Below are 21576 nucleotides of genomic sequence, written 5' to 3' on the forward strand. Positions count from 1 at the left end.
TGATCGCGATCCGTAGTGCAGCGATCAAGGAGGTTTCCTGTTGAGGTATAGCCCCCGTCACTACCGCGCGGCCACGGGCGTGGTCGTCGTAGGGCTGGTCGCCGCCGTTGTGCCGCTGACCGCCACCCCTGTGTCGGCGCACAGGAAGGACTACGGGCAGAAGTGGTCGAACTTCAGCTATCACCACGTGACCGGCTACAACGATCAGTGGCAACAACCCATGACCAGGGCGCCACAACGCTGGTCGGAGCACGCCAGGGTGGCCCTGCGCAACGCATCGGGCGCCAACTGCAACGTCAAGGTGGGACGCTACAGCTCGTCAGGGTACGGGCACTACTACAGCTACCACGTCAACGGCGGGTCCACGGGCTGCTACATCACTCTCAACGCCCGCACGATCGCCGCCGAGGCCAGCCGGTTCCAGAATTTCGTGCACAGCGTCTTCACGCACGAGCTCGGCCATGCGCTGAGCCTGGGACACAACGAGCGGGGCGATTCGATCATGTGCAAGTGCCGCAACCGGAACACCATGACGCGCCGCCAGTCCCACGACAACAGCGACGTGACGGATTACTACACCACCGGCTACACGAGGAAGTTCTGATGGCGAAGCGACACCTTGCCACGCTCGCCATCAGCGCGGGCCTCGTCTTTGTCGTGGCGGGATGCGGGGGCGGAGCCGCCACGACGACGGCGACCTCCATGGACGGGACCGGCACGCAGGATGCGGTCGTGTCGGCCGACTACCCGGCTTTCGCCTCCGTGAAGGAGATGTGGGACGACGCGGACCTCGTGGTGCAGGCCAACGTCACCGGCATGCGAACCGCGAGGGACAAGCCCTCGAAGATCCTCGAACCCGGCGACGAGGGGTACGACGATCCCAGGGCCAACCCCTTGTACGGGCTCAGCCCCGACGAGCTGGCCGAGGCCAGGAAGCTGGCCGAGCAGGAGGTCGGCGACATCGTCACCATCGCCACGGCGAACATCACCCACGTCTTCAAGGGCGATCCCGCCGACGTGCGCTCCGTCGAGGTCCGGCAGCTCGGCGGAGAGCTCAACGGCGAGAAGCTGACCGCGCTCGACGAGGTCAAGCTCGGCCAGGACAAGAGCTATCTGCTGTTCCTGCACGCCTGGGACGACACCGGGGACCACACCATGGTGAGTCCGGAACAGGGGCAGTACGTCGCGACGGGCCCGGACGGCAGGGCGGCGACGTCCGCGAAGGCGGGCGACACGTACACCCCGCTTCCCGGCAACCGGCTCCAGGTCACCCGCGCCGCCCTCGACGAGCTCGCGAAGACGGACTGATCGCCGGGCACGAGGTGGTGGTGCTGGGGCAGGCTCCGGGGCTGCGGCTGGGGGGCGGGGCCATCACCTTGTGGTGCAACGGCACGGCCATCCTCGGGGACGTCGGCGTCGGCCTGGAAGGCACGGGGCAGCGACTGACGGCGATGCGCCTGCAGACCGCGGGCGGCCACCCGGTGCTGGAGCTCGACCTGGAGGCGCTGGCGGAGCGGTTCGGGTCGGCGGCCCGGTGTGCTCCCGCGCGGGTCGTTGATCACTCTGCTGGACGACGGGCTGCCGGAGGGCACCGTACGGTTCGGCGCGCGGGTCACGGAGGTGCGGGCGGACGGCGACGGCGTACGGGTGCGGACGCGGACGCGGACGGGCGAGGAGCACAGCGGCGACTTCCTGGTGGGTGCCGACGGCGTGCACTCGCGGGTGCGGGCCCACGTCCTGGGTGACGCCCCGGCGGCGCTGACCGGCGCGGCGATCTGGCAGGGTCTGACGCCGGCCCCGTTCGACCTGGGGCCGGTCACGACGCTGATGGTCGGCCGGCAGGGCGACTTCGGTTACGCGAGCGCGGGCGACGGGCTCATGCAGTGGTTCTTCGACGTGCCGTGGTCACCCGACGCGCCGCGGGAGGACAAGCCGCTGGAGATGTTGCGCCGGCGATTCGCGGGGTGGGCCTCCCCGGTCGAGGAGGTGCTGGATTCGCTGCGCGACGGCGATGCCGAGTTGTTCCCGCACACCCGGCGCAAGGTGCCGTGCCGCTGGGGCGACGGGCGGTGCGTGTTGCTGGGGGACGCGGCGCACGGCATGCCACCTGTCGGGGCGCAGGGCACCAACCAGGCACTGGAGGATGTGGCGACGCTGGTGGACTGCCTGGCCACGGTGCCCGATCCGGCCGAGGTCGTCGGCGTGTACTCCGCCAGGCGAAGGCGGCGGGCGGCCCTGGCCTCCACCGTCGCCTCCAACACCCTCGCCGTGTCCGGCCCGCGGACGCTGGTGCAGAGCGAGCGCCTCATGCGCTTGAACGGCGCCGCACCCCCACGACTGGCCACCCGGGGGTTCGGGCGTCTGCTGAGCGCTCTCAGCAACCGGATCTGAGACCACCCGGCGCCAGGGTGTCAGCCCCGCCGCCCGCCTGTGCCGGCGCTCATCTCCTCGATCACGCGCCGGGCCCACGCCACTTCGAGCTTCCCCGTGGGTGTCCTGCGCAGAGCCGGGAGGAGCACGACGGCGCGCGGCACCTTGTACCCGGCCAGGCCGCGGCGGACCCAGGCCTGGAGCTCCTGCTCCGTCAGGGTGTCGTCCGAGGTGGCGACCACCGCAGAGACGCGCTCGCCCCACGTCTCGTCCTGGACGCCCACCACGACGCAGTCCGTCACGCCCGGGTGGGCGAGCAGCGCGTTCTCGACCTCCTGGGGGAACACCTTCTCCCCGCCCGTGTTGATCACACCCGAGCCCCGGCCGAGGAACCGGATCGCGCCGTCCGCCTCGACCTGCACGAGGTCGCCGGGGATGGAGTGGCGGACGCCGTCGATGACGCGGAACGTGGCCGCGGTCCTGGCCGGGTCCTTGTAGTAGCCGAGCGGCAGCGGGCCGGCGTAGGCGAGCGCACCCGTCTCCCCGCTGCCGGGGGCGACCTCGGCGCCCTCGTGAGAGATGACCTTGGTCGCGGGGACCGGCAGGAAACGGCTCGGCAGGTCGGCGGCGGAGGAGGTGATGGCGAAGGCGAACGGCCCGCCCTCGCTGGAGGCGAGCGCGTCGATGATCGTGACGTCGGCGCGCTCGTGCAGGGCCCGCTTGAGGCCGTCGCTGAGGACCGTACCCGAGCTGATCACCGACGTGAGCGACGTGAGGTCGTGCGGCCTCCCGGCGTCCTCCGCCGCGACGAGCTCGTCGACGAGCGGCCGGCAGACCGCGTTGCCCGCCACGATGATCGTGCCCGCCCGCTGCGCGGCGGCCGTCTCCCAGACGTGCCGCGCGTCGAGCCCGCCCTTGCGCGTGGTGATGACCCGGCCGCCGGTGAGCAGGGCGCCCATCGAGTTGAACAGTCCGGTGGCGTGCACGAGCGGGACCACCGGCATCGTCGCGGGCGCCCTGCCCCGCGCATGCGCGCTCTCCGCGATCCGCGCCGCCTCGCCGAGCGTCGAGGGCAGCTCGGACACGCCCAGCGGCCGGAAGATCGGCACCGACAGCGAGTGCAGCAGATCCCCCTGCCGCCAGATGACGCCCTTCGGCCGGCCCGTGGTGCCTCCGGTGTACATGAACAGCCGGTCCGAGCTCGGCCGTGACGCGGCCGGCCTGGGCTCCGTGCCGGCGAGGAGATCGTCCAGGCCGGCCGCAGGAGGGCCGGCGGCTCCGTCCGCGGGCGTGCCGGCCCGTACGAGCAGGCGCAGCGTGGACACCGTACGCGCGGCGTGGCCGACGTGGGCGGCCAGCTCACCGCTGAAGACGATCGCCGCCGCGTCGGCGTCCCGGAGCACGGCGGACAGTTCCTCACCGGTGTAGCGGTAGTTCGCGTTGACCGGCACGGCGCCGAGCTTGAACGCCGCGAACACGGTCTCGAGGTAGGCCGCGCCGTTGTAGAGGTAGCAGGCCACCGTATCACCCGGCCCCACCCCGGCCCGCTCCAGCGCCGCGGCCAGGCGGGCCGCCCGGTCGTCGAACTCGGCGTAGGTGTGGTCGCGCCCCGGCTCGGAGATGGCCACCGCGTCGGGTAGGCGGCGGGCGACGGCCTCCCAGATCGTGCCGATGGAGACGTCCATGGTTCAGTCTCCCTTCTCGTCCCCGGGCGGAACGTGTCGGCGCCCTCCGCGCCACATGGTAGGCACGGACCTGATCCGGGCGACACCGCCCAAATGACCGGGCGGCTGGTGGACAAATGACGTAGCCGCTGCCGCATCCCTGGTTTCTCCCTCTCACGGGGGACGCTCCTCCCCTGCCGCGGGGAAGGAGACCCGGCGGGCGGCGTCTACGGTGACCGGGCATGAGGCGTTCTGATCGGCCACGATGCTGGCCCGCGTACGCGGTGGCGGGGTTGTTCCTCGGTTACGCCGCGGGGAAGGCCGTCTTCGCCGCGCAGGACCGGCTCGGGTTCCCTGGCGGCCCGCCGGTGCCGGCCTCCGAGGCCGCGAGCTACTTCATGGACGCGGCCACGGCGCAGTGGCTCGCGGCCGCGTCCGGGGTGGCGGGAGCGGGGGTGGTCCTCCTCACGGTCCTGCCGCTGGGCCGGCGGGTGCCCGGACGGCTGATGTTGCTCGTTCTCGCCGGGATGGCCGCGGCCGTCGTCGGCGGCGGCATCATCATGGCCGTGGACGGGTTCATCGGCATCGGCGTGGGCTGGCAGTGGCACCACGGGCTCCTCGGGATCGCCGTGATCGTGTTGTTCCTGGAGACGATCCGGTCCTACGCCGCGTCGACCGGCCGGCACCGATTTGTCGGCGGTCAGGCCGGGCCCTAGAGTCACGCCACGTGAGACTTTTCATGATCACGGCGCTGGCGGGCACCCTCACCGCGTCGTTGACCGGGCCATTTACCGGGCCATTTACCGGGTCATCGATGGGCACGGCCGCCATGGGCACGACGGTCCACCCCGTCGACCGCTCCGAGCTGACCGCCAACCCGCTCTACCAGGCAGGTCCGCTCCCCAAGACCACCTGCAGGGAGCCCTCGGTCAGGCGTGGCGACCGCGAGCTGGCACGCGCCTACGTCAACGCGGTCGTCGCCTGCCTGGAGCGCGCCTGGAAACGGCACCTCACCGGCGCCGGCCTGCCGTACGAACCGGTCAAAGTGCGGCACATGAACCGGATCCCCAGGAACCACTGCGGCCTGGCGGTGGACGGCGCCGACTCCCAGGCCTGGTACTGCGAGAAGTCCCGCACGCTGATCTTCCAGATCGGCGAGGAGTGGGCCGCCAACCCCTCCGACCTGTGGCTGTTCCACACGGCCGCCTCCATGTACGGATATCACGTGCAGTACCTGACCGGCATCTCGGCCGCCCTCGGCGAGTTGTCCGCCGGCGGAAAGGCGGAGTCCCGCGAGCAGTCCCGGCGCTACTTCCTCCAGTCGTCCTGCCTGGGCAGCGCCTTCATGAAGAGCGTCTGGCCCATGAAGGGGCGCTCCGCGAAAGACTGGCGCCGCTTCAAGTCCCTCCCCGTCGGTGACCAGGACGGCAGGAACAGCTGGTACGGCACGACCGCCACGGTCCGTTCCTGGGTGGAGCGCGGTTTCGCCGCCGGAGACCCGGGCTCGTGCAACACCTGGGCCGCCCCGGCCGCCAAGGTGGCCTGACCCGCCACAGCGCCTCTCGCCGGCCCTCGCCAGCCCTCGCCGGCCCTCGGCGGCCCGCACGGGTCAGCCGGGGATGCGGAGGGCGAGCATGGCGACGTCGTCGTCGTTGTCTGAGGGGCGCACGCCGGTGAGGAGCGCGTCACAGATCGCGCTGAAGGGCCGGTCGACCAGGGACGCGGCGTACCGGGCAAGCCTGGCCAGCCCGTCGTCGAGGGAGTGGCCTGGAGACTCGATCAGCCCGTCCGTGTAGAGCAGCAGGAGCGAGCCCGGCGGCAGCTCGGCGGCGGCGTCCTCGCGCACGGGAGACAGCCCCGTGCCCAGCAGCAGGCCGCTGCCGTCTTCCAGGAAGCGGGTCCGCCCGTCGCGTTCGACCAGGAGGGGCGGCGGGTGTCCCGCGTTGGTCCAGCGCAGCCGCCAGGTGTCGTCCGGCTGCTCCACCCGGGCGAAGATGACGGTTGCCATCGTCGTCTCGGCCATCCGCACCACCGCCTCGTCGAGCCGGTTCACGATCATGCTGGGAGGCTCCTCCACCTCCCCTGCGTACGCGCGCAGCATGTTGCAGACCTGGGCCATGCCCGCCGCGGCGTCGAGGTCGTGGCCGACGACGTCGCCGATCACCAGGCCCGTCACCCCGCCCGACAGGATGAAGGCGTCGTACCAGTCGCCGCCGACCTGGGAGGCGTCCGGCGCGGGCAGGTATCGTGCGCTCATCTGCAACCCCGGCACCCGGGGCAACGTCGGCAGCAGGTGACGCTGCATGGTCTCCGCGACCCGTCGCTGCCGCTCGTACAGGCGGGCGTTGTCGAGCGCGAGCCCGGCACGGCGGGCGATATCCTCGACCAGCAGGAGATCGGCCGGCGTGAACGCCGAGGACCGCTCGGAGCGTCCCAGGGTCAGGGCGCCCACCACCTCCCGTACGCCGCGGATCGGCGCGATGCTCGCGGAGTGCATGCCAGTCTCCTCGAACAGCTCCCGCTGCGCCACCGCGATGTCCGAGTCGGGAGGCCCCTGGTAGTCCTGCGGCCCCACCAGCGCGGGGGTGACTCCGCGCAGCGCCCGCGACAGGGGCATCGACGACTCCTGCGGCACCGGCGGCATCGGTCCCTCCAGATTCCGCCGGTGCACCCGGACGCCGTTCTCGTAGTGCACCACGGCGGCACGCGACACCCCGCCCTCCTCGGTGAGCAGGTCCACCACCGCCCAGTCCGCCAGCAGGGGCACCACCAGGCGGATGAGCTGGCGCACGGTCTCGTCGACGTCCAGGCTCGAGGTGAGGGTCGCGGTCGTCTCCGCCAGCAGGGCCAGCCGGTCCAGCTCCGGCATCGACGACGCGGACGGTCCCCGTTCCCCCTCGACGGGCGCGGGTGAGGAGTCCTCGTGGAAGAGCACCAGCGCGCCCTCCCCTCCCTCGCCGATCCGGCAGGGGGTCACCATCAGGGAGACCGCCATCAGCGAGCCGTCCCCGCGCTCCACCCATTCATGGTGGCTCTGCCTGGTCTCGCCGGCGATGAGGGCCTGCCGCATCACGCACCGGCTCCGCGGCAGGGGTTCTCCGTATTTCCCGCGGTGCAGCATGTCGTGGGCGTCCAGGCCCAGCAGGGTCGAGGCGGCGCGGTCGAGCATCTGCTCGGCCCGGGGGTTGACGCCGACGATGCGCCCCGCGTCGTCCACCACGTACGTCCCGGCGTCGGAGAGGTCCCGCAGCCGGAAGGAGCTTCCGCCCTCCGCCGAGGACCGTCCGGCGTCCCCCGCTGGAACGTTCATGGCCGGCTCCCTTCCCCCGTGCTCGCGACCTCTACCCAGCGACCTCCCCCATCACCATTCACCTATTACGGGACATTTCATGACAGTGAGCGCTCTCCGCGCGCGGCCGGCGAGGCGGCGCTGTCGGAGCCCCGGGGCGCATGCGGTGGGGCAGGCAGGGGGGCGTGCGCTGGCGCAGGCAGGGGCGCGTGCGGTGGCGGCACCGGCCTACCAGTCGCCCGGATAGAGCTGGCCGCGGATCGCTCCGCCGGGGAACCGGGCGGTGTGCAGGTTCGCGTACCAGTTCTGCGGGTTGTCCCGGATGCGACGGACCAGCGCGGCGGAGGTTGCGGCGCTGCCGGCGACGCCGTTGACCCCGGCGGGCAGGCCCTTCTTCGCGGCGAAGAAGGGCACGGCCACCGGCCCGTTCTTGCCCTTCGGCGCGCGGTGGAGGTGCGCGCCCACCGGTGCGCCGATCCGTTTCCACGCGGCGGCGAACCACACCCGTTCGCCCTGCGGCTGCACCAGCCATCCGGCGCGGCCGTCGCGGTCGCCGACCTTCGTGCCGGCCGCCGGGATCTCCTGCCGCCCGTCGGCCCGCGTGGTGAGTGTGGTGCTGAACCCGTGCGCCAGCACCGACTCCAGCGCCACCGGGCGGATCCGGTGCAGCTGGGCGCGCACGGCTCCGGTGGCGAACTTCGCGTTGTGCAGGTTGGCGTACCAGTTGCCGGGATTGTTGAGGATGCGGCCGAGCAGGTTGAGGTCCTTGACCGTGACCGTGCCCTTGACGGCGTGCAGGGCGGCGGGCAGCGCCTGGCCGAAGAACGGGATCTTGACGTCGCCGTTCTCCCCGGCCAGGCCGCGGTGGATGTGGAACCCGCTGGGCGCGGCGATCTTGTGCCATCGGACGGCGTAGTCGACCCGGCGGCCGTGGACACGGAACACGGCGATCGCGCCGCCGTCCTGGTCGCCGGCCTTCGTCCCCTTGACGGGCACCTCGTTGGCGCCTTCGAGCGCCGCCGCCAGGTAGACGGGCGTGGCGGCGCCTGCGGGCACCGGGCCGAGCGAGGTGACGATCAGCACGACGGCGACCGGCAGGCCGGGGACGCTGAGGGTGCGCATGTTCATGATTGCCCTTTCGATGGTCTCTCGGCCTGGTACGGCCCCCTCCCCCGCCGGGGTTCAACCACCATCCGGCCCGGTGCGTCCGCCGTCTCGTGCCGCATCAGGCGGCGTTCGTCCCCGCCTGGGCCTCGTGGTGACCTCCTCTCCGTTTCCGAGGCGTTGTCATGGAGGCGAGACGTCCGCCGGCGCCGGATCGGAGGATTCGAAGCGGCGATCGGCGTCAGGAGTGCGCCAGCCGCGTTCAACGGACCGACGGCATCGTTCGGGATTGTCGCCCGCGCTGGTGAACAGGGCGGTCAGCAGCGGCACACCATGGGCTAGCGCTTGATGGGGCAGAGGGCCGGTGGCGACCAGCGACGCCAGTCCGTGTCCGATGATCCAGCTCTGGGTGGCCAGCCCCAGCGGGTCGATGTCGTCGCGAAAGCGGCCGGTGGCCGTGGCCCGCTCGACGGCCCGGACCAGACAGTGCAGCGTGTCGTCCGCGGCCTCGGCGTTCTCGAGCTCGAACCCGGCGTCGAACATGACCCGGTAGAGATCGGGACTTGCCAGCGCGTTGGACAGGTACGCGGCGCCGAGAGCAGCCAGATCCCGTACCGGATCCTCCGACGGTGCGACCGCGGCGAGGCGGGCGGCCAGGCGGGTGAAGCCTTCCTGTCGCATCGCTGTCCACAGGCCGTCCATGCCGCCGAAGTAGGTGTAGACGGCCATGGTCGACACGCCGGTTCCGGCCACCAGGGAGCGGAGCGTGACCGGCTGCCGGGCGGCCAGCATCTGCGCGGCCCGGTCGATGAGCAGGGAGCGGACGACCGGGTCCTTCATCCTCACCATGACGCCCACAATACATAGCTTTGCTATGTTATCGGGGAGCGCCGAACATGGTGTGCCGATGCGTAAGGAGCGGACATGACCGTGACGCTGGTCAACCCCGACGGGCTGCCGAAACCCGACGTCTACCGCCAGGTGTCGATCGCCACCGGATCGAAGCTGGTGTTCCTGGCGGGCCAGGTGGCCCGCGATGCCGCGGGCCGGCGAGTCGGTGAGGGGGATCTGGCCGCTCAGGTCGAGCAGGCGTACCTCAATATCGGCACCGCCCTGGCCGGGGTCGGCGGATCCTTCGACGACGTGGCCAAGCTGACCATCTACGTCGTCGACTGGACACCCGACAAGATGCCGCTGCTGGGCGAGGGGGTCGCCCGGGCGGCGGCGAAGCTGGGGGTCGACCCGGTCAAGCCGATCACCCTGCTGGGCGTTGCGGCGCTGGGAGAACCCGATCTGCTGGTCGAGGTCGAGGCCACCGCCGTTGTCGACTGAGCCGAGGCGCCGCAGCCACGCCTGCCGGCCTCCCAGGCCGTCGGGCGTGATCACTTGCCACCCTGGACATCGTCTGGCGCGACGGGCGACACCGACGACGAGCGGCAACGCAGGATCGAGGGCGAACGTGGCTGACGCGGCACTAGTTGCCCGTGATGAGCCGGCGTTCCAGGTGGAGGATGGGCTTGGTGCCCGCGCTGTCGTAGTTGCCGAGCGTCACCGACACCCAGTCCAGGTCGGGATAGACGTTGTAGGTGTCGCCCACGCCCGGGCCACCGCCGGTGTGGCCGAAGAGGCGCCGGCCGTCGAAGATGTTCGCCGCGAACCCGTAGCCGTAGTGGGAGCACAGCAGCAGCGGGTCCTGGCCCTCCTCGGGAGGCACGACGGTCTTGCCGCTGGTCGCCATCTCGACGGTCGCGTGCTCGAGCAGCTTGCCGTCCTCCCGCAGAGCCCGCACGAACGTCAGCAGCTCTCCTGTGGTCGAGTAGGAGCCGCCGGCGGGCAGGCCGACGAACGGGGCCCTCTCACTCGCCGTGAAGTCGTAACGCTCACCGGTCCGGCGGTCGGTCGTGTAGGAGTGCGCGATGTCGTCCGCGGCCAGGATCTGCGGCCTGGTGTAGAAGTCCGTACGCTTCATGCCGGCGGGAGCGAACACGTGCTTGCGTACGTAGTCGTAGTAGTCCTGCCCCGACACCTCGGCCACGATGGCGCCGAGCACGACGAACCCGTCGTTGCTGTACTGGTACTTGGTGCCCGGCGTGAACTGCGTCGGCAGGCGACGGATGGCCTTCAGGGTGCCCTCCCACACCTCCTCGACCGAGTCCCACGCCTGCTCCTCCGGGTCCGGCGGTTCGCTCGTCTTCGGCGGCCTGCCCACGCCGGAGGTGTGCGTCAGCAGGTGGTGGACGGTCACGTTCCCGGCCACCTCGGCGGGGAACCCGTCCAGGTAGGTGCCCAGCTTCTCGTGGAGCGCCACCTTGCGCTGCTGCACCAGCTGCAGCAGGGCCGTGGCGGTGAAGCACTTGCCGATCGAGCCGAGGTTGAAAAGGGTGTCCATACGATTGGGAACCTTCCCGGCCTTGTCGGCCATGCCGTACGCGCGCTCCAGCACGGGTCTGCCGCGGTGGGCCAGCAGGACCGTGCCGGAGAACTCGCCGGCCTTGGCCCGGGCGGCGACGTACCGGTCGTACTCGCCGCCGGAGCGCAACTCCTTCGGTATCCGGCCGCGCCGGGACGGGGCGGCCGGCGCGGGTCCCGCCACCATGCCACCGGCGACCGCGAACGGCGCGGCTCCCATCACTCCCAGCAAGGACCGTCGCGATGCCACGGGTGATCGACGTTCCACGACCATGCCTCCTCCAAAGACGACCGGCGCGGTTTCCCTTGGCCTGCGATCCAACACGGGGAGGCGTTTCCTGCGCGTTACCGCCGCCGTCGGGTGAGGTGCGGGCATGAAGGGTGGGCTGCTGACCGCGAGGCGTGGCCCATGAAGGTGGGCGCTGCTGGCCGCGGGGGGTTCGTCCTGGCGGCGCGGCGGAGTACGCCGAGCCCCTACCGGGACGACGGCGCCCGCGTGAACAGGACGCCCGCCCGTTCCGTCATTCGCCGGCGGGCTGCGCCAGCGGGGTGAACAGCTCCCCCAGCCGGGCCACCTGCGCGGGCACAACCCAGTAGTAGACCCAGGTGCCGCGCCGCTCGCCGCCGATCAGTCCCGCGGTGCGCAGCACCTTCAGATGGTGGGAGATCGTCGGCGCGGTCAGGTCGAACGCGTCAGTGAGGTCGCACACGCACACCTCGCCGCCGGGGTGGGAGGCGATCAGCGACAGCAGGCGCAGGCGTACCGGATCGGCGACCGCTTTGAGCAGTGCGGCGAGGTCCGCCGCGGCGCTTTCCGACAGCGGCTCGCGGGCGATCGGCGCGCAGCACGGCTGCCCGGTGGCGACGGTCACGAGAGCACTCCCTGCTTCGACATATGTCTAAATTATAGGCGATGACCGGGGTTCGCAGCCGCCACCCTCCGGAACCCGGCCGGCGGCGGCCTGGCACGCTATGCCTGACGGCCGCCGGAAGGAGACGCCTATGAAGATCGTTGTCGACGACCTGTCCAGCCCGGAGATCGCCGGGTTCCTCGACGAACACGTCCAGCAGATGCGATCCATCACGCCCCTGGAGAGCAAGCACGCGCTTGACCTCGACGGGCTCCGCGAGCCCGACGTCACGTTCTGGTCGGTCATGGACGGTGACACGGTCGTCGGTTGCGGGGCGATCAAGAGGCTGGACGCCGGCCATGCCGAGGTGAAGTCGATGCGCACCTCGCAGGCGCGACGGCAGAGCGGGATCGCGTCCCTGCTGCTGGATCACATCATCGCCGAGGCCCGCCGCATGGGTTTCACCCGGTTGAGCCTGGAGACCGGCTCGGCCGAGTTCTTCCTGCCCGCCCGGCGGTTGTACGAGAAGTTCGGCTTCGCGTACTGCGAGCCGTTCGCGGACTACAAGCCCGACCCGCACAGCGCGTTCATGACGAGAACCCTCTGACGCCTCCGCGTCACCTCATCCGACCGGCCCCGATCCCTTCACGGCACCGGACCGGTGATCAACGGCACCGACCCGGCAGACGGGGGTCAGGGCCGAGCGCAGGGCGTCGCGGTGCAGCTTGTCGAGGCGGGCTCGGGTCTGCGCGGCGAGCCGCGCGGCGGTCAGCCGGGCCTGGCAGCGGCCGGGGCCGCTCCGGCCGGGCTCGGCCTCCTTCAGCTGGCGCAACAACCGGGGAGTGAGCCGGTCGAGCCGCGGGCGCACCTCGGAGGCCAGGTCGGGGCGCTCGCGGGGACGCAGCTCGGGGTGGGCCCGCCAGCGCGCGTGCAGCCCGCGCTGCACCACCTTGGACGCCTCGATCTGAGCCCGGAAGAACCGCACCCCTGTCTCCGCCGGGAGGCCGGTCCTGGCCGACAGCGTGGCGACCTTGCCGAGCAGGGCGCGCTCCCGCTCAGGATCGGCGACCGGGCTCGTCCCACCGAACTTCGCCGCCGCCACCGCGTCGGCCAGCAGGAGCCGTTCCACCACCAGCTCCACCAGCCCGGACAGGCCCGAGCCCAACGACGTGTGCCGGACAGGGTTTGCCTCGTGGCTGAGGGCGAGCGGCGCGTGCGGGACCGTGGCGGCCGCATGAGCGGGGCAGAGGACGGGGGTGACGAGCGAGACGGCTATGACGGCTGCGGCATGACGGCGTACACGAACCGGGACGTGCTGCGGCATTCGACGGCTCCCCGAGCGAGCGGACGGTGTTTCCGCTGTCGAGCGTACGAGCCGCCTCCGCCTCCAGTCACTTTCCGCATCGGAACGCTCACACGGCTCTCACCTCCTGGCGCACTGATGCGGAAACCCAGAGCAGGTCACCGGCCTGGGACACCGCCCCTTCTGCCCAGCGTTCCTCCTGCGTGGTCGCTACTACCGCAGGGGAGCCTGCCGGAGTCGCAGCAGGGTCCGGAGCGGACGTACAGCGCCTTGCCGGTGATGGGGGACGCGGCGTCCGAGCACAGCCACAGAACTGCTCGAGCGACGCCCTCAGCGCCGCCGCCCAAGCCGACGCCCGCACCAGCGGGCAGACCAGCGACCGAACCGGCGGGCGGACCAACGCGCGGGCCGGCGGGCGGACCGGTTGCCACGGCGTTGATCCGGACACCCGAGCCGGCCAGGTCCAGCGCCGCCTCGCGGGTCAACTCGATCAGGGCGGCCTGCGGGCCACTGGACGGCACCAGGTTGACGATGCAGCCGCCGCTCCGGCGCATCGCCTGGATCTCGTACTTCAACACCAGGGACAGACCCCGCACCTGAACGGCACAGTCACGTCCGGCGGCACCACAGGAACCGGCACCACACCTGGCAGCGGCACAAGAAGCGGCGGCATCGCATCCAGCGATGTCGTTGCAGGCGGCGTCGAGGCGGCCGAACGCGCCGAGCGTCTGCTCGACCAGCCGCCGCACCGACACCGGGCTGGCCAGGTCCGTCGGGACGGCGACCGCTTGGCCGCCCGCCGCGCCGAGGTCGGCGGCCAGTGCGGCGAGGGCCTGGCCGTCGCGGGCGGCGAGCACCACGCTGGCGCCCGCCCTGCTCAGTGCGCATGACGTAGCGGCGGCGCCGCGACCGATGCCGCGCCCGGCACTGGCGACGATGGCGGTACGGCCGCTCAAGGCTCCGCGCGTCATGGTGGCCTCGCCCCCGGTGCGTCTCGCAGGTCCGATACGCAACCGACGCTAGGAGCCCATCGCCTCACTCCGCATCGGCGAGATCGCCGGTCTCGTCACCCGCCGTCTCGCGCAACCCGCCACGCCCGCACAGAACAACCGCCTCGAAGCGTCCACACCACGTCCCGCAGGGACGCCGACCCACCGAGGTACCCCCGCCCACGCCAAACACCTGACCACGAACGACTAACCACCCCCACAAAGCCACCGCACCACGAACGACCCACCACCCCACAAAGCCACCGCACCACTAAGGACACATCCCACCAAGCCGCCGGGCGGTCCGGAGGGTTGCTCGCCCTGGGAGCCACCACGTTCCAGAAGGTCCCGGCTTGGGATGATTGTCATGGGTGCCGGTGCTTTCTATGCTCGGCGTGTGCTGGGGCGAGCCGACGAGACCGAGTTGCTGGACTCGTTGTTGCGGCGCGCCGCGGAGGGGCACGGCGGCGGGGTCGTGCTGCACGGCGAGCCGGGCATCGGCAAGACGGCGCTGCTGTCGTACGCGGAGGAGCGGGCGGCCGGTTTCCAGGTGCTCCGCGCGGTCGGCGTCGAGCCCGAGGCGGATCTCGCGTACGCGACCCTGCACCAGCTCCTGATGCCCGTGCTCGGTTCGGTCGGCGAGTTGCCGGGGCCGCAGGCTCAGGCATTGAACATCCTGTTCGGGCGGGCGCACGGCGGCCCGCCCGATCCGTTCCTGGTGGGTCTGGCGGGCCTGTCGCTGCTGTCGTTGCTGGCCGGGGAGCGGCCGGTGTTGTGCGTCGTCGACGACGCGCACTGGGCGGACCAGCCGACGCTCAAGACACTGGCGTTCGTCGCTCGCCGGCTGGACAACGAGCCCGTCGCGCTGATGCTGGCCGCGCGGGCCGACGAGGGCCACGGCACCGACCTGCCTCACCTGCGCAGGGTCCCGCTCATGGGCCTCGGCGGGGAGGCGGCCACAGCGCTGCTGGCGGAGCGCGCGGGCGGGCGGCGACTGACCGACGGCGAGCACTGCCACCTGCTGGCCGCCACCGGCGGCAACCCGCTGGCCCTGCTGGAGCTGGCGGGGAAGGAGCTGCCGCCGGAAGGAGCGCAGGAGCCGCCGGCGTTGACCGACGAGTTGCGGCGCTCGTTCCTGACCCGGGTCCGCGCCCGGCACGCTGAGGCGTTGCCGCTGCTGCAGCTGGTCGCCGCCGACGGTTCCGGCAGCGTCGAGACGATCGAGAAGGCGGCCGTCGAGCTGTGCGTCGGCACCGGGCCGCTGCACCGGGCGGAGCTCGACGAGCTGCTGACGTACGACGGGCCGAGGCTGATGTTCCGGCATCCGCTGATGCGGTCGGCGATTTATCACAGCGCCACGCCGGGGCGGCGCGCGGCGATCCATCGGGCCCTCGCGGCGGCCTTCGACGCCCCGGCCGACCAGCACCGGCGGGCCTGGCACCGCGGTCAGGCCGCGACCGGCCACGACGAGGAGGCCGCGGAGCTGCTCGAACGCTCGGCTGAGCAGGCCGCGCTGCGCGGTGGCCCGGCGGCGGCCATGGCCGCGCTGTCGCGGGCCGCCGAGCTCACCGCAGCCGGCCCGCACCGGGGGCGGCGGTTGTGGACCGCGGCGCGCGCCGCCCTTCGCGGGGGGTTCACCGCCACGGCCGGGGAGTTGCTCGACCGGGCCGAGCGCGAGCCCCATCTGGATGAGGTGGACCGGATCTCCGTTGCCGCGATGCGTGCCGTGGTGGCCGAATTCACCGGCTCTCCCGAGGACGCGATGGACCTCATCGGGCCATGGATCCCGCGAGCGCTGCGGGTCGACCGGCGCCGTTTCACCCCGACCATCGCGATGTACGGCGACCTCGGAATCCGCACCAACCGGCCAAGGGCCTGGTCCGAACTCGCCGACTGGCTCGACGCGGGCATGCCGGAACAGGACGGCCAGAACGCCCAGGACACCCAGGACAGCGAGGCCGATCGAAACCACCACCGGGACCAACAGGACCAGCGGGACCAACAGGACCACGACCAGAACCACCGGGACCACCAGCAGGACATCCGGGACCACCAGCAGGACAACCGGGACGACCGGGACCAGGGCTGGGACGACCGGGACCGGGCCCAGCGTGACAGCCGGGGCTGGGACGGCCGGGACAGCATGGACAGCCGGGACAGTCCTGAGGACGCGGTGTTGCGGCTGCTGCGCGCCGCCTGCCTGGTCCGCGCCGGCCACGATCCGGGCCCCGCCGCACGGGACGCCGCCGGCGTGGACGCGCTCACCGATCCGATCACGATGACTTTGGCAGGGGCGATCGCCCGAGGGCTCGGCGACCGTGAGCTGAGCAGGCGCCTGTACCAGAACGCCGGGCGGCTGGCCCGCGCCGGCGGCTCGCTGGGCGCGCTCGCGTGGAACCTCGAATACCAGGCGACCGACGAGATCTCCCGCGGCAGGCTCGGGCTGGCGGAGGCCCACGCCGAGGAGGGCTGCGCGTTCGCCGCCGAGGTCGGCCAGCCGAACACGGCCTGCCGCAACCGTGGGCTGCTGGCCTTGTGCGCCGCGATCCGCGGCCGTCCCGAGGCAGGTGAGCTGGCCGCGGAGGTGCTGGCCGAGGCAAGCGAGCGCCGACTGGCGGATGCGACGGCGTACGCCAGGCGGGCCCTCGGGCTGGTGGAGCTGGCCGCGGGCAGGCACGGCGAGGCCGCGCGGCATTTCGAGGCGGTCGGCGGGTGGGACGCCGACCAGCCTTCCGACCTGGCGATGGGCCTGGTGCCCGATCTCGTCGAGGCTCTGGTCAGGGCCGGCGAGCACGACCGCGCCGCCGTGGCCGCCACCCGCTACGCGCGGTGGACGGAGCACACCGCCTCTCCGGAACTGGGCGCGCTCACGGCGCGCTGCCGGGCGCTGGTCTGCGAGGACGGCGCGGCCCATTACGCGGAGAGCCTGCGCCTGCACGCGCTGGCCGACGCCCCGCTGGAGCAGGCCCGTACCGAGTTGCTGCTGGGCGAGCAGTTGCGGCGCGACCGGCGGCGCTCCCAGGCGCAGCAGCACCTGCGCGGCGCGGCGGAGACCTTCCGCCGCATCGGCGCGGTCGCCTGGGCCGATCGCGCGCTGGGCGAGCTGCGCGCCACCGGCGAGTCGGCGCGAACCCCCGAGGCGGGGGCGCTGACCACGCTCACCCCGCAGGAGCTGCGCATCGCGCTGGCCGTCGGCGAGGGGCTGACCAACCGGGAGATCGCCGCCCAGCTGTTCCTCAGCCCGCGCACCGTGGACTACCACCTGCGCAAGGTCTTCCAGAAGGCCGGCCTCACCTCGCGGGCCGAGCTCATGCGCATGGTGCTCGCCGAACGCCCAGCGTAGGACCGACGCGAGGACCGACGCGAGGACCGGCGTGCGGACCGGCGTACGGACCGGCGACTTCACTGATTCGGCGGTGCGCCGGGCTTCCTAGCGTGAGGGGCCTCAACGTCCTTCACGTCAGGAGTTCGGCATGACGAACCATGAACGCCGTCCCGGCGGGGCGCGCACCGCCGCTCGCCTCGTCTGGCACTACCTCGAACTGGTCATCGCGGCGGCCCTCGGGATGATGCTGCTCGACCCCCTGTGGGTCTCGGTGCTGAAGGTCGGCCGGTTCGACGTCTACATCCTGCTCATGGCGGCCGGCATGGCCGCCGGTGTGGCGATCTGGATGCTGGTGCGCCGGCACACCTGGCCGCGGATCGCCGAGATGGGATCGGCGGTGTTCCTGCCGTTCCCGGTGCTGCTCGTCCCTTACTGGTTCGGTGTGTTACCGGCCGCTCTGGTGTCGCTCATCGGACATGTGATCCCGCTCGTGCTCATGGCGGCGGCCATGGTGTGGCGGCGCGCGGAGTACGCGGACCCCCGGCACCGGTTCAGGTTCCGGGGCAGGTGGTTCCGCGGGACGGCCATCGTCCTGGCGGCGCTGCTGCTTCCCGGCGCGGTCTCCGCGGTGAACACGGTCGGCAAGTTCGGCGACCTGTACACGGCCCGCGCGGACACGGGAGCGGACACCGGGGCGGACACCGGGGCGGACACCGGGGCGGACACCGGGGCGGACACGGTGGCCGCCCGGCCGGCGCCGAAGGCGCACGACCCGGCCAAGCCGACGGTGGCCCTGCTGGCCGGCGGCGGCGGCACGAACGTGGCGGACCTGCTCGGGCCGTACGAGGTGCTGGCGGGCACCGGCCGGGTCAACACCTACGTCGTCTCTTCCGGCGCCCGGCTGGTGCCCCTGACCGGCGGCCTGGATCTGGTGCCCGACCTGACCTTCGGCGAGCTGGCACGGTTGCTGAGCGACCGGAACGACACGCTCGACGCCGTGATGGTCCCCGCCCTGGACGACCCGAGCCCCGCCGAACTCGGCTCGATCACCCGCTGGCTGCGGGAGCAGTCGGCCGCCGGCGCGCTGACGATGAGCGTCTGCAACGGCGCGCGCACGCTCGCGGCGAGCGGGCTGCTGGACGGCAGGACCGCGACCTCCCACTGGTGGCGGATGGCCGGGCTGCGCGACGACTTCCGCGACGTCGGGTGGGTCACCGGCGTACGGTACGTCGACGAGGGGAACCTCATCACCACGGCCGGCGTGTTGTCCGGCATCGACGGCGCCCTCCGGGTCCTCGAGCGGCTGGCCGACCCCGACGCCGCGCAGGAGGCGGCGCGCAGGGTGCACTGGCGTCACTACTCCCCTGGCGCTCCCGCGCGGATCTCCGAGTCCCGGCTCCAGCCGCCTGACGTGGTGGTCGCGCTCAACGCCTCCTACCATCCGGGGCCTTCGTCCATCGGTGTCCGGGTCGCCGATGGCATCGGGGAGCTGGAGCTGGCCTCCGCGTTCATCTCGTACACCGAGCACGCCATGGTCGGGCGCACCGTCGCGCTGGGCGACGGGCCATTCCGGTCCAGGCACGGCCTGACCTTCGTGCCGCGCTCGACGGTCGCGGCCGCCGCGGAGGGGCTCGACCGCCTGCTCGTGCCCGGCCTGGACGCCGCCCGGGGGCAGGCGGTGGACGCCGTGGCGGGTCTGCGTCCGGTGTACCTGCACGCTGAGGAGGAGTTCGCGTTCGATCCGGTTCTGCGCGACATCGCCCGAACCTATGACGTGCAGACGGCCCGGTGGACGGCGAAGACGCTGGAGTACCCGGTGATCGACGTCGAGCTGAGCGGCAGCGCCTGGCCGTGGCCGGCGACGATCGTGCCCCTGGTGCTGGCGCTGCTGGGGGCCGCCGCGGCCGTCGTCGCCGGGCTGGCGTTCCGCCGGATCCGCACGCGCCACTAATGGGCGCATAGTTCCGTTAGCGTGCTATCCTTAACGGAACAATTGACCCATTAATGAAGTGGACGGACTCATGGACCATCGGCAACTGGGCGCCTCCGGCCTCAAGGTCCCCGCGCTGAGCTTCGGCGCCGGCACCTTCGGCGGCAAGGGCGAGCTGTTCGGCGCGTGGGGCGACACCGGCGTGGCGCAGGCCAGGCGGCTCGTGGACATCGCCCTCGACGCGGGCGTCACCATGTTCGACACCGCCGACGTCTACTCCGACGGCGCCTCGGAGGAGGTGCTCGGCCAGGCGCTGAAAGGACGCAGGGACCGGGCGCTCATCTCGACCAAGGCGGGCCTGCCCACGCACGAAGGGCCGGACGGCGCGGGCACCTCGCGCCCCCGGCTGATCAAGGTGGTGGACGACGCGCTGCGCCGCCTCGGCACGGACCGCATCGACCTGTTCCAGCTGCACGCCTTCGACGCCGCCACGCCGGTCGAGGAGGTGCTGTCCACTCTGGGCGACCTCGTCAGAGCCGGCAAGCTCCGGTACGTCGGCGTGTCCAACTTCTCCGGCTGGCAGCTCATGAAGTCACTCGCGACGGCCGAACGGTACGGATATCCGCGCTACGTCGCCCACCAGGTCTACTACTCCCTGGTCGGCCGCGACTACGAGTGGGAGCTGATGCCCCTCGGCCTCGACCAGGGCGTCGGCGCCCTGGTGTGGAGCCCGCTGGGCTGGGGCCGACTCACCGGCAGGATCCGGCGCGGCGTCCCGCTCCCCGAGGTCAGCAGGCTGCACAGGACCGCCGCCTACGGCCCGCCGGTGGACGACGAACGCCTCTACGCGGTGGTCGACGTCCTCGACGAACTCGCCGGCGAGACCGGCAGGAGCGTCCCGCAGATCGCCCTCAACTGGCTGCTCCAGCGGCCGACCGTGGCCTCGGTCATCGTCGGCGCCCGCAACGAGGAACAACTGCGGGAGAACCTGGGCGCCACCGGCTGGCGCCTCACCGGCGACCAGGTGGCCAGGCTCGACGCGGCGAGCACCGCCACGGCCGCCTACCCCTACTACCCGTACCGCAGCCAGGAGGGCTTCGCCCGCGTCAACCCGCCGATCGAGTCGCTCCTGCGCGCGGGCTGACCTCCCGCACCCGGAACTCGGCCCGTGGGCGCGTGCCGCCGCCGTGACGGGGCATGTGCCGACCTTGGGGGTTTGAGGCCGGTGGAAGCCGGCCTGACAGGAAGGAGACGGGGATGGACCGCGAGAAGGTCAACGAGTTCCTGGGCCGGGTCGTGGCCGACATGGCGGCCACCGAGGCCGCCGGCTCGGTCGTGGTCGGCCAGCGGCTGGGCCTCTACCGCGCGCTCGCGGAAGGCCCGGCGACACCCGAGGAGTTCGCCGAGCGCACCGGATGTCACCCGCGCTACCTGACCGAGTGGCTGCGGGGCCAGGCCGCCGGCGGGTACGTCGGCTACGAGCCGGAGACCGGCCGGTTCTCGCTGAGCGAGGAGCAGGCGTTCTGCCTGGCCGACCCGGGCGGCCCGAACGTGCCGGCGGCGTTCCTCATCGCCCTGGGGATGCTCCGCTCGGAGCCGCGCATCACGGAGGCGTTCCGCACGGGCGCCGGCGTCGGCTGGCACGAGCACGCCGAGGACGTCTTCGTCGGGTGCGACGCGTTCTTCCGCGCCGGATACACGGCGGAGCTGATCCCGCACTGGATCCCGGCGCTGGAGGGGGTCGACGCGAAGCTCACCGCCGGGGCCAGGGTCGCCGACGTCGGCTGCGGCCTGGGCTCGTCGTCGCTGCTGCTCGCCGAGGCGTACCCGCGCGCCACGGTTCTCGGCTCGGACTACCACACCGAGTCGATCGCGCTGGCGCGCAAGCGGGCCGCGGAGGCCGGGCTGGCCGACCGGGTCGGCTTCGAGGTCGCCGGCGCGCAGGACTTCAGCGGCACGGACTTCGACCTGGTGGCGATGTTCGACTGCCTGCACGACATGGGCGACCCGCTCGGCGCGGCCCGGCGGGTGCGCGGGGCGCTGGCTCCTGACGGTACGTGGCTCCTGGTGGAGCCGCTGGCCTCGGACCGGGTGGAGGAGAACTTCCACCCGCTGGGACGGCTGTACTACAGCGCGTCCACGTTCCTCTGCGTGCCCAGCGCCCTGTCCCAGCCGGGCGGGTACGCGCTGGGCGCGCAGGCCGGGAGCGCCGCGATCCGCGACGTCGTCACGGAGGCGGGCTTCACCCGGTTCCGCGAGGCGGCGCGGACGCCGTTCAACATGGTCTACGAGGTGCGCCCGTAGGAGGGCCCATGGGAGCGCCCGGGGAAGGCGCGGCGGGC

The 21576-nt window shown here is 72.2% G+C and carries 19 protein-coding genes; 11 read left to right on the forward strand and 8 right to left on the reverse strand.

Annotated features, from left to right (window positions below):
• The first annotated feature begins 40 nt into the window (after positions 1-40).
• The 3 genes from E1294_RS15675 to E1294_RS55800 all read left to right on the forward strand — a co-directional run bounded on the left by E1294_RS15675 (position 41) and on the right by E1294_RS55800 (position 2391).
• The gene (locus E1294_RS15675; RefSeq protein ID WP_132509161.1) at positions 41-604 is read left to right on the forward strand and encodes a matrixin family metalloprotease; all 564 of its coding nucleotides are present in this window, start codon (positions 41-43) and stop codon (positions 602-604) included.
• Entirely contained in the window at positions 604-1308 is a 705-nt protein-coding gene (locus tag E1294_RS55795) for a hypothetical protein (RefSeq protein ID WP_246083040.1), read from the forward strand. Before E1294_RS15675 ends, E1294_RS55795 begins: the two co-directional genes overlap by 1 nt.
• 246 nt (positions 1309-1554) lie before the next feature.
• The gene (locus E1294_RS55800) at positions 1555-2391 is read left to right on the forward strand and encodes an FAD-dependent monooxygenase (protein WP_246083041.1); all 837 of its coding nucleotides are present in this window, start codon (positions 1555-1557) and stop codon (positions 2389-2391) included.
• Positions 2392-2411: 20 nt separating this feature from the next.
• Here the strand turns inward: E1294_RS55800 and E1294_RS15685 are convergent, their stop codons facing one another.
• Positions 2412-4055 carry an AMP-binding protein gene (locus E1294_RS15685; RefSeq protein ID WP_132509163.1) on the reverse strand — a complete coding sequence of 548 codons (1644 nt, stop codon included), beginning with the start codon at positions 4053-4055 and terminating at the stop codon, positions 2412-2414.
• A 221-nt stretch (positions 4056-4276) separates the two neighbouring features.
• Between E1294_RS15685 and E1294_RS15690 the strand changes: the two genes are divergently transcribed.
• Complete coding sequence (locus E1294_RS15690) at positions 4277-4750, forward strand: hypothetical protein (RefSeq protein ID WP_132509165.1); 474 nt, start codon at positions 4277-4279, stop codon at positions 4748-4750.
• Positions 4751-4761: 11 nt separating this feature from the next.
• Positions 4762-5580 (forward strand): neutral zinc metallopeptidase, encoded by an 819-nt coding sequence (locus E1294_RS15695; RefSeq protein WP_132509167.1) that lies wholly within the window; start codon positions 4762-4764, stop codon positions 5578-5580.
• A 63-nt stretch (positions 5581-5643) separates the two neighbouring features.
• Here the strand turns inward: E1294_RS15695 and E1294_RS15700 are convergent, their stop codons facing one another.
• The 3 genes from E1294_RS15700 to E1294_RS15710 form a co-directional block, all read right to left on the reverse strand.
• Positions 5644-7344 carry a SpoIIE family protein phosphatase gene (locus E1294_RS15700; protein WP_132509169.1) on the reverse strand — a complete coding sequence of 567 codons (1701 nt, stop codon included), beginning with the start codon at positions 7342-7344 and terminating at the stop codon, positions 5644-5646.
• 207 nt (positions 7345-7551) lie between these two features.
• Positions 7552-8451: a CHRD domain-containing protein gene (locus E1294_RS15705; RefSeq protein WP_132509171.1), complete on the reverse strand. Its 900-nt coding sequence runs from the start codon at positions 8449-8451 to the stop codon at positions 7552-7554.
• 159 nt (positions 8452-8610) lie between these two features.
• Positions 8611-9276, reverse strand: a complete 666-nt coding sequence (locus tag E1294_RS15710) for a TetR/AcrR family transcriptional regulator (protein ID WP_181958501.1) — start codon at positions 9274-9276, stop codon at positions 8611-8613.
• Positions 9277-9351: 75 nt separating this feature from the next.
• Here E1294_RS15710 and E1294_RS15715 point away from each other — a divergent pair, with 75 nt between their 5' ends.
• Complete coding sequence (locus E1294_RS15715; RefSeq protein ID WP_132509173.1) at positions 9352-9759, forward strand: RidA family protein; 408 nt, start codon at positions 9352-9354, stop codon at positions 9757-9759.
• 142 nt (positions 9760-9901) lie between these two features.
• Here E1294_RS15715 and E1294_RS15720 read toward each other — a convergent pair whose 3' ends face one another.
• Both E1294_RS15720 and E1294_RS15725 read right to left on the reverse strand, forming a co-directional pair.
• Positions 9902-11056, reverse strand: a complete 1155-nt coding sequence (locus E1294_RS15720) for a serine hydrolase domain-containing protein (RefSeq protein ID WP_220447762.1) — start codon at positions 11054-11056, stop codon at positions 9902-9904.
• 301 nt (positions 11057-11357) lie between these two features.
• Positions 11358-11708, reverse strand: coding sequence for an ArsR/SmtB family transcription factor (locus E1294_RS15725; RefSeq protein ID WP_132509175.1), 351 nt, complete (start codon positions 11706-11708; stop codon positions 11358-11360).
• 130 nt (positions 11709-11838) lie between these two features.
• Here E1294_RS15725 and E1294_RS15730 point away from each other — a divergent pair, with 130 nt between their 5' ends.
• Complete coding sequence (locus E1294_RS15730) at positions 11839-12294, forward strand: GNAT family N-acetyltransferase (protein WP_132509177.1); 456 nt, start codon at positions 11839-11841, stop codon at positions 12292-12294.
• 15 nt (positions 12295-12309) lie between these two features.
• On the opposite strand, the gene aroQ is transcribed toward E1294_RS15730, so the two are convergent.
• Complete coding sequence (gene aroQ, locus E1294_RS15735; protein WP_132509179.1) at positions 12310-13011, reverse strand: gamma subclass chorismate mutase AroQ; 702 nt, start codon at positions 13009-13011, stop codon at positions 12310-12312.
• A gap of 137 nt (positions 13012-13148) precedes the next feature.
• Entirely contained in the window at positions 13149-13961 is an 813-nt protein-coding gene (locus E1294_RS15740) for an SDR family NAD(P)-dependent oxidoreductase (RefSeq protein ID WP_132509181.1), read from the reverse strand.
• A gap of 415 nt (positions 13962-14376) precedes the next feature.
• Here E1294_RS15740 and E1294_RS15745 point away from each other — a divergent pair, with 415 nt between their 5' ends.
• The 4 genes from E1294_RS15745 (at position 14377) to E1294_RS15760 (ending at position 21538) form a co-directional block, all read left to right on the forward strand.
• Positions 14377-17322, forward strand: coding sequence for a helix-turn-helix transcriptional regulator (locus tag E1294_RS15745; RefSeq protein ID WP_165977311.1), 2946 nt, complete (start codon positions 14377-14379; stop codon positions 17320-17322).
• A 130-nt stretch (positions 17323-17452) separates the two neighbouring features.
• Positions 17453-19255 carry a DJ-1/PfpI family protein gene (locus E1294_RS15750; RefSeq protein ID WP_132509185.1) on the forward strand — a complete coding sequence of 601 codons (1803 nt, stop codon included), beginning with the start codon at positions 17453-17455 and terminating at the stop codon, positions 19253-19255.
• A gap of 70 nt (positions 19256-19325) precedes the next feature.
• A complete protein-coding gene (locus E1294_RS15755) occupies positions 19326-20378 on the forward strand; it encodes an aldo/keto reductase (protein WP_132509187.1) in 1053 nt (350 codons plus the stop codon).
• A 113-nt stretch (positions 20379-20491) separates the two neighbouring features.
• Positions 20492-21538 (forward strand): class I SAM-dependent methyltransferase, encoded by a 1047-nt coding sequence (locus tag E1294_RS15760; RefSeq protein WP_132509190.1) that lies wholly within the window; start codon positions 20492-20494, stop codon positions 21536-21538.
• The last annotated feature ends 38 nt before the right edge of the window (positions 21539-21576 follow it).

The organism is Nonomuraea diastatica (assembly GCF_004349015.1).
GTDB lineage: Bacteria > Actinomycetota > Actinomycetes > Streptosporangiales > Streptosporangiaceae > Nonomuraea > Nonomuraea diastatica.

Coding starts and splice junctions, on each gene's coding strand:
- E1294_RS15705 (WP_132509171.1), bottom strand. CDS start 8,451: ATGAACATGCGCACCCTCAGCGTCCCCGGCCTGCCGGTCGCCGTCGTG.
- E1294_RS15740 (WP_132509181.1), bottom strand. CDS start 13,961: ATGACGCGCGGAGCCTTGAGCGGCCGTACCGCCATCGTCGCCAGTGCC.
- E1294_RS15685 (WP_132509163.1), bottom strand. CDS start 4,055: ATGGACGTCTCCATCGGCACGATCTGGGAGGCCGTCGCCCGCCGCCTA.
- E1294_RS15755 (WP_132509187.1), top strand. CDS start 19,326: ATGGACCATCGGCAACTGGGCGCCTCCGGCCTCAAGGTCCCCGCGCTG.
- E1294_RS15760 (WP_132509190.1), top strand. CDS start 20,492: ATGGACCGCGAGAAGGTCAACGAGTTCCTGGGCCGGGTCGTGGCCGAC.
- E1294_RS15700 (WP_132509169.1), bottom strand. CDS start 7,344: ATGAACGTTCCAGCGGGGGACGCCGGACGGTCCTCGGCGGAGGGCGGA.
- E1294_RS15730 (WP_132509177.1), top strand. CDS start 11,839: ATGAAGATCGTTGTCGACGACCTGTCCAGCCCGGAGATCGCCGGGTTC.
- E1294_RS15690 (WP_132509165.1), top strand. CDS start 4,277: ATGAGGCGTTCTGATCGGCCACGATGCTGGCCCGCGTACGCGGTGGCG.
- E1294_RS15720 (WP_220447762.1), bottom strand. CDS start 11,056: ATGGGAGCCGCGCCGTTCGCGGTCGCCGGTGGCATGGTGGCGGGACCC.
- E1294_RS15715 (WP_132509173.1), top strand. CDS start 9,352: ATGACCGTGACGCTGGTCAACCCCGACGGGCTGCCGAAACCCGACGTC.
- E1294_RS15750 (WP_132509185.1), top strand. CDS start 17,453: ATGACGAACCATGAACGCCGTCCCGGCGGGGCGCGCACCGCCGCTCGC.
- E1294_RS55795 (WP_246083040.1), top strand. CDS start 604: ATGGCGAAGCGACACCTTGCCACGCTCGCCATCAGCGCGGGCCTCGTC.
- aroQ (WP_132509179.1), bottom strand. CDS start 13,011: ATGCCGCAGCACGTCCCGGTTCGTGTACGCCGTCATGCCGCAGCCGTC.
- E1294_RS15710 (WP_181958501.1), bottom strand. CDS start 9,276: ATGGTGAGGATGAAGGACCCGGTCGTCCGCTCCCTGCTCATCGACCGG.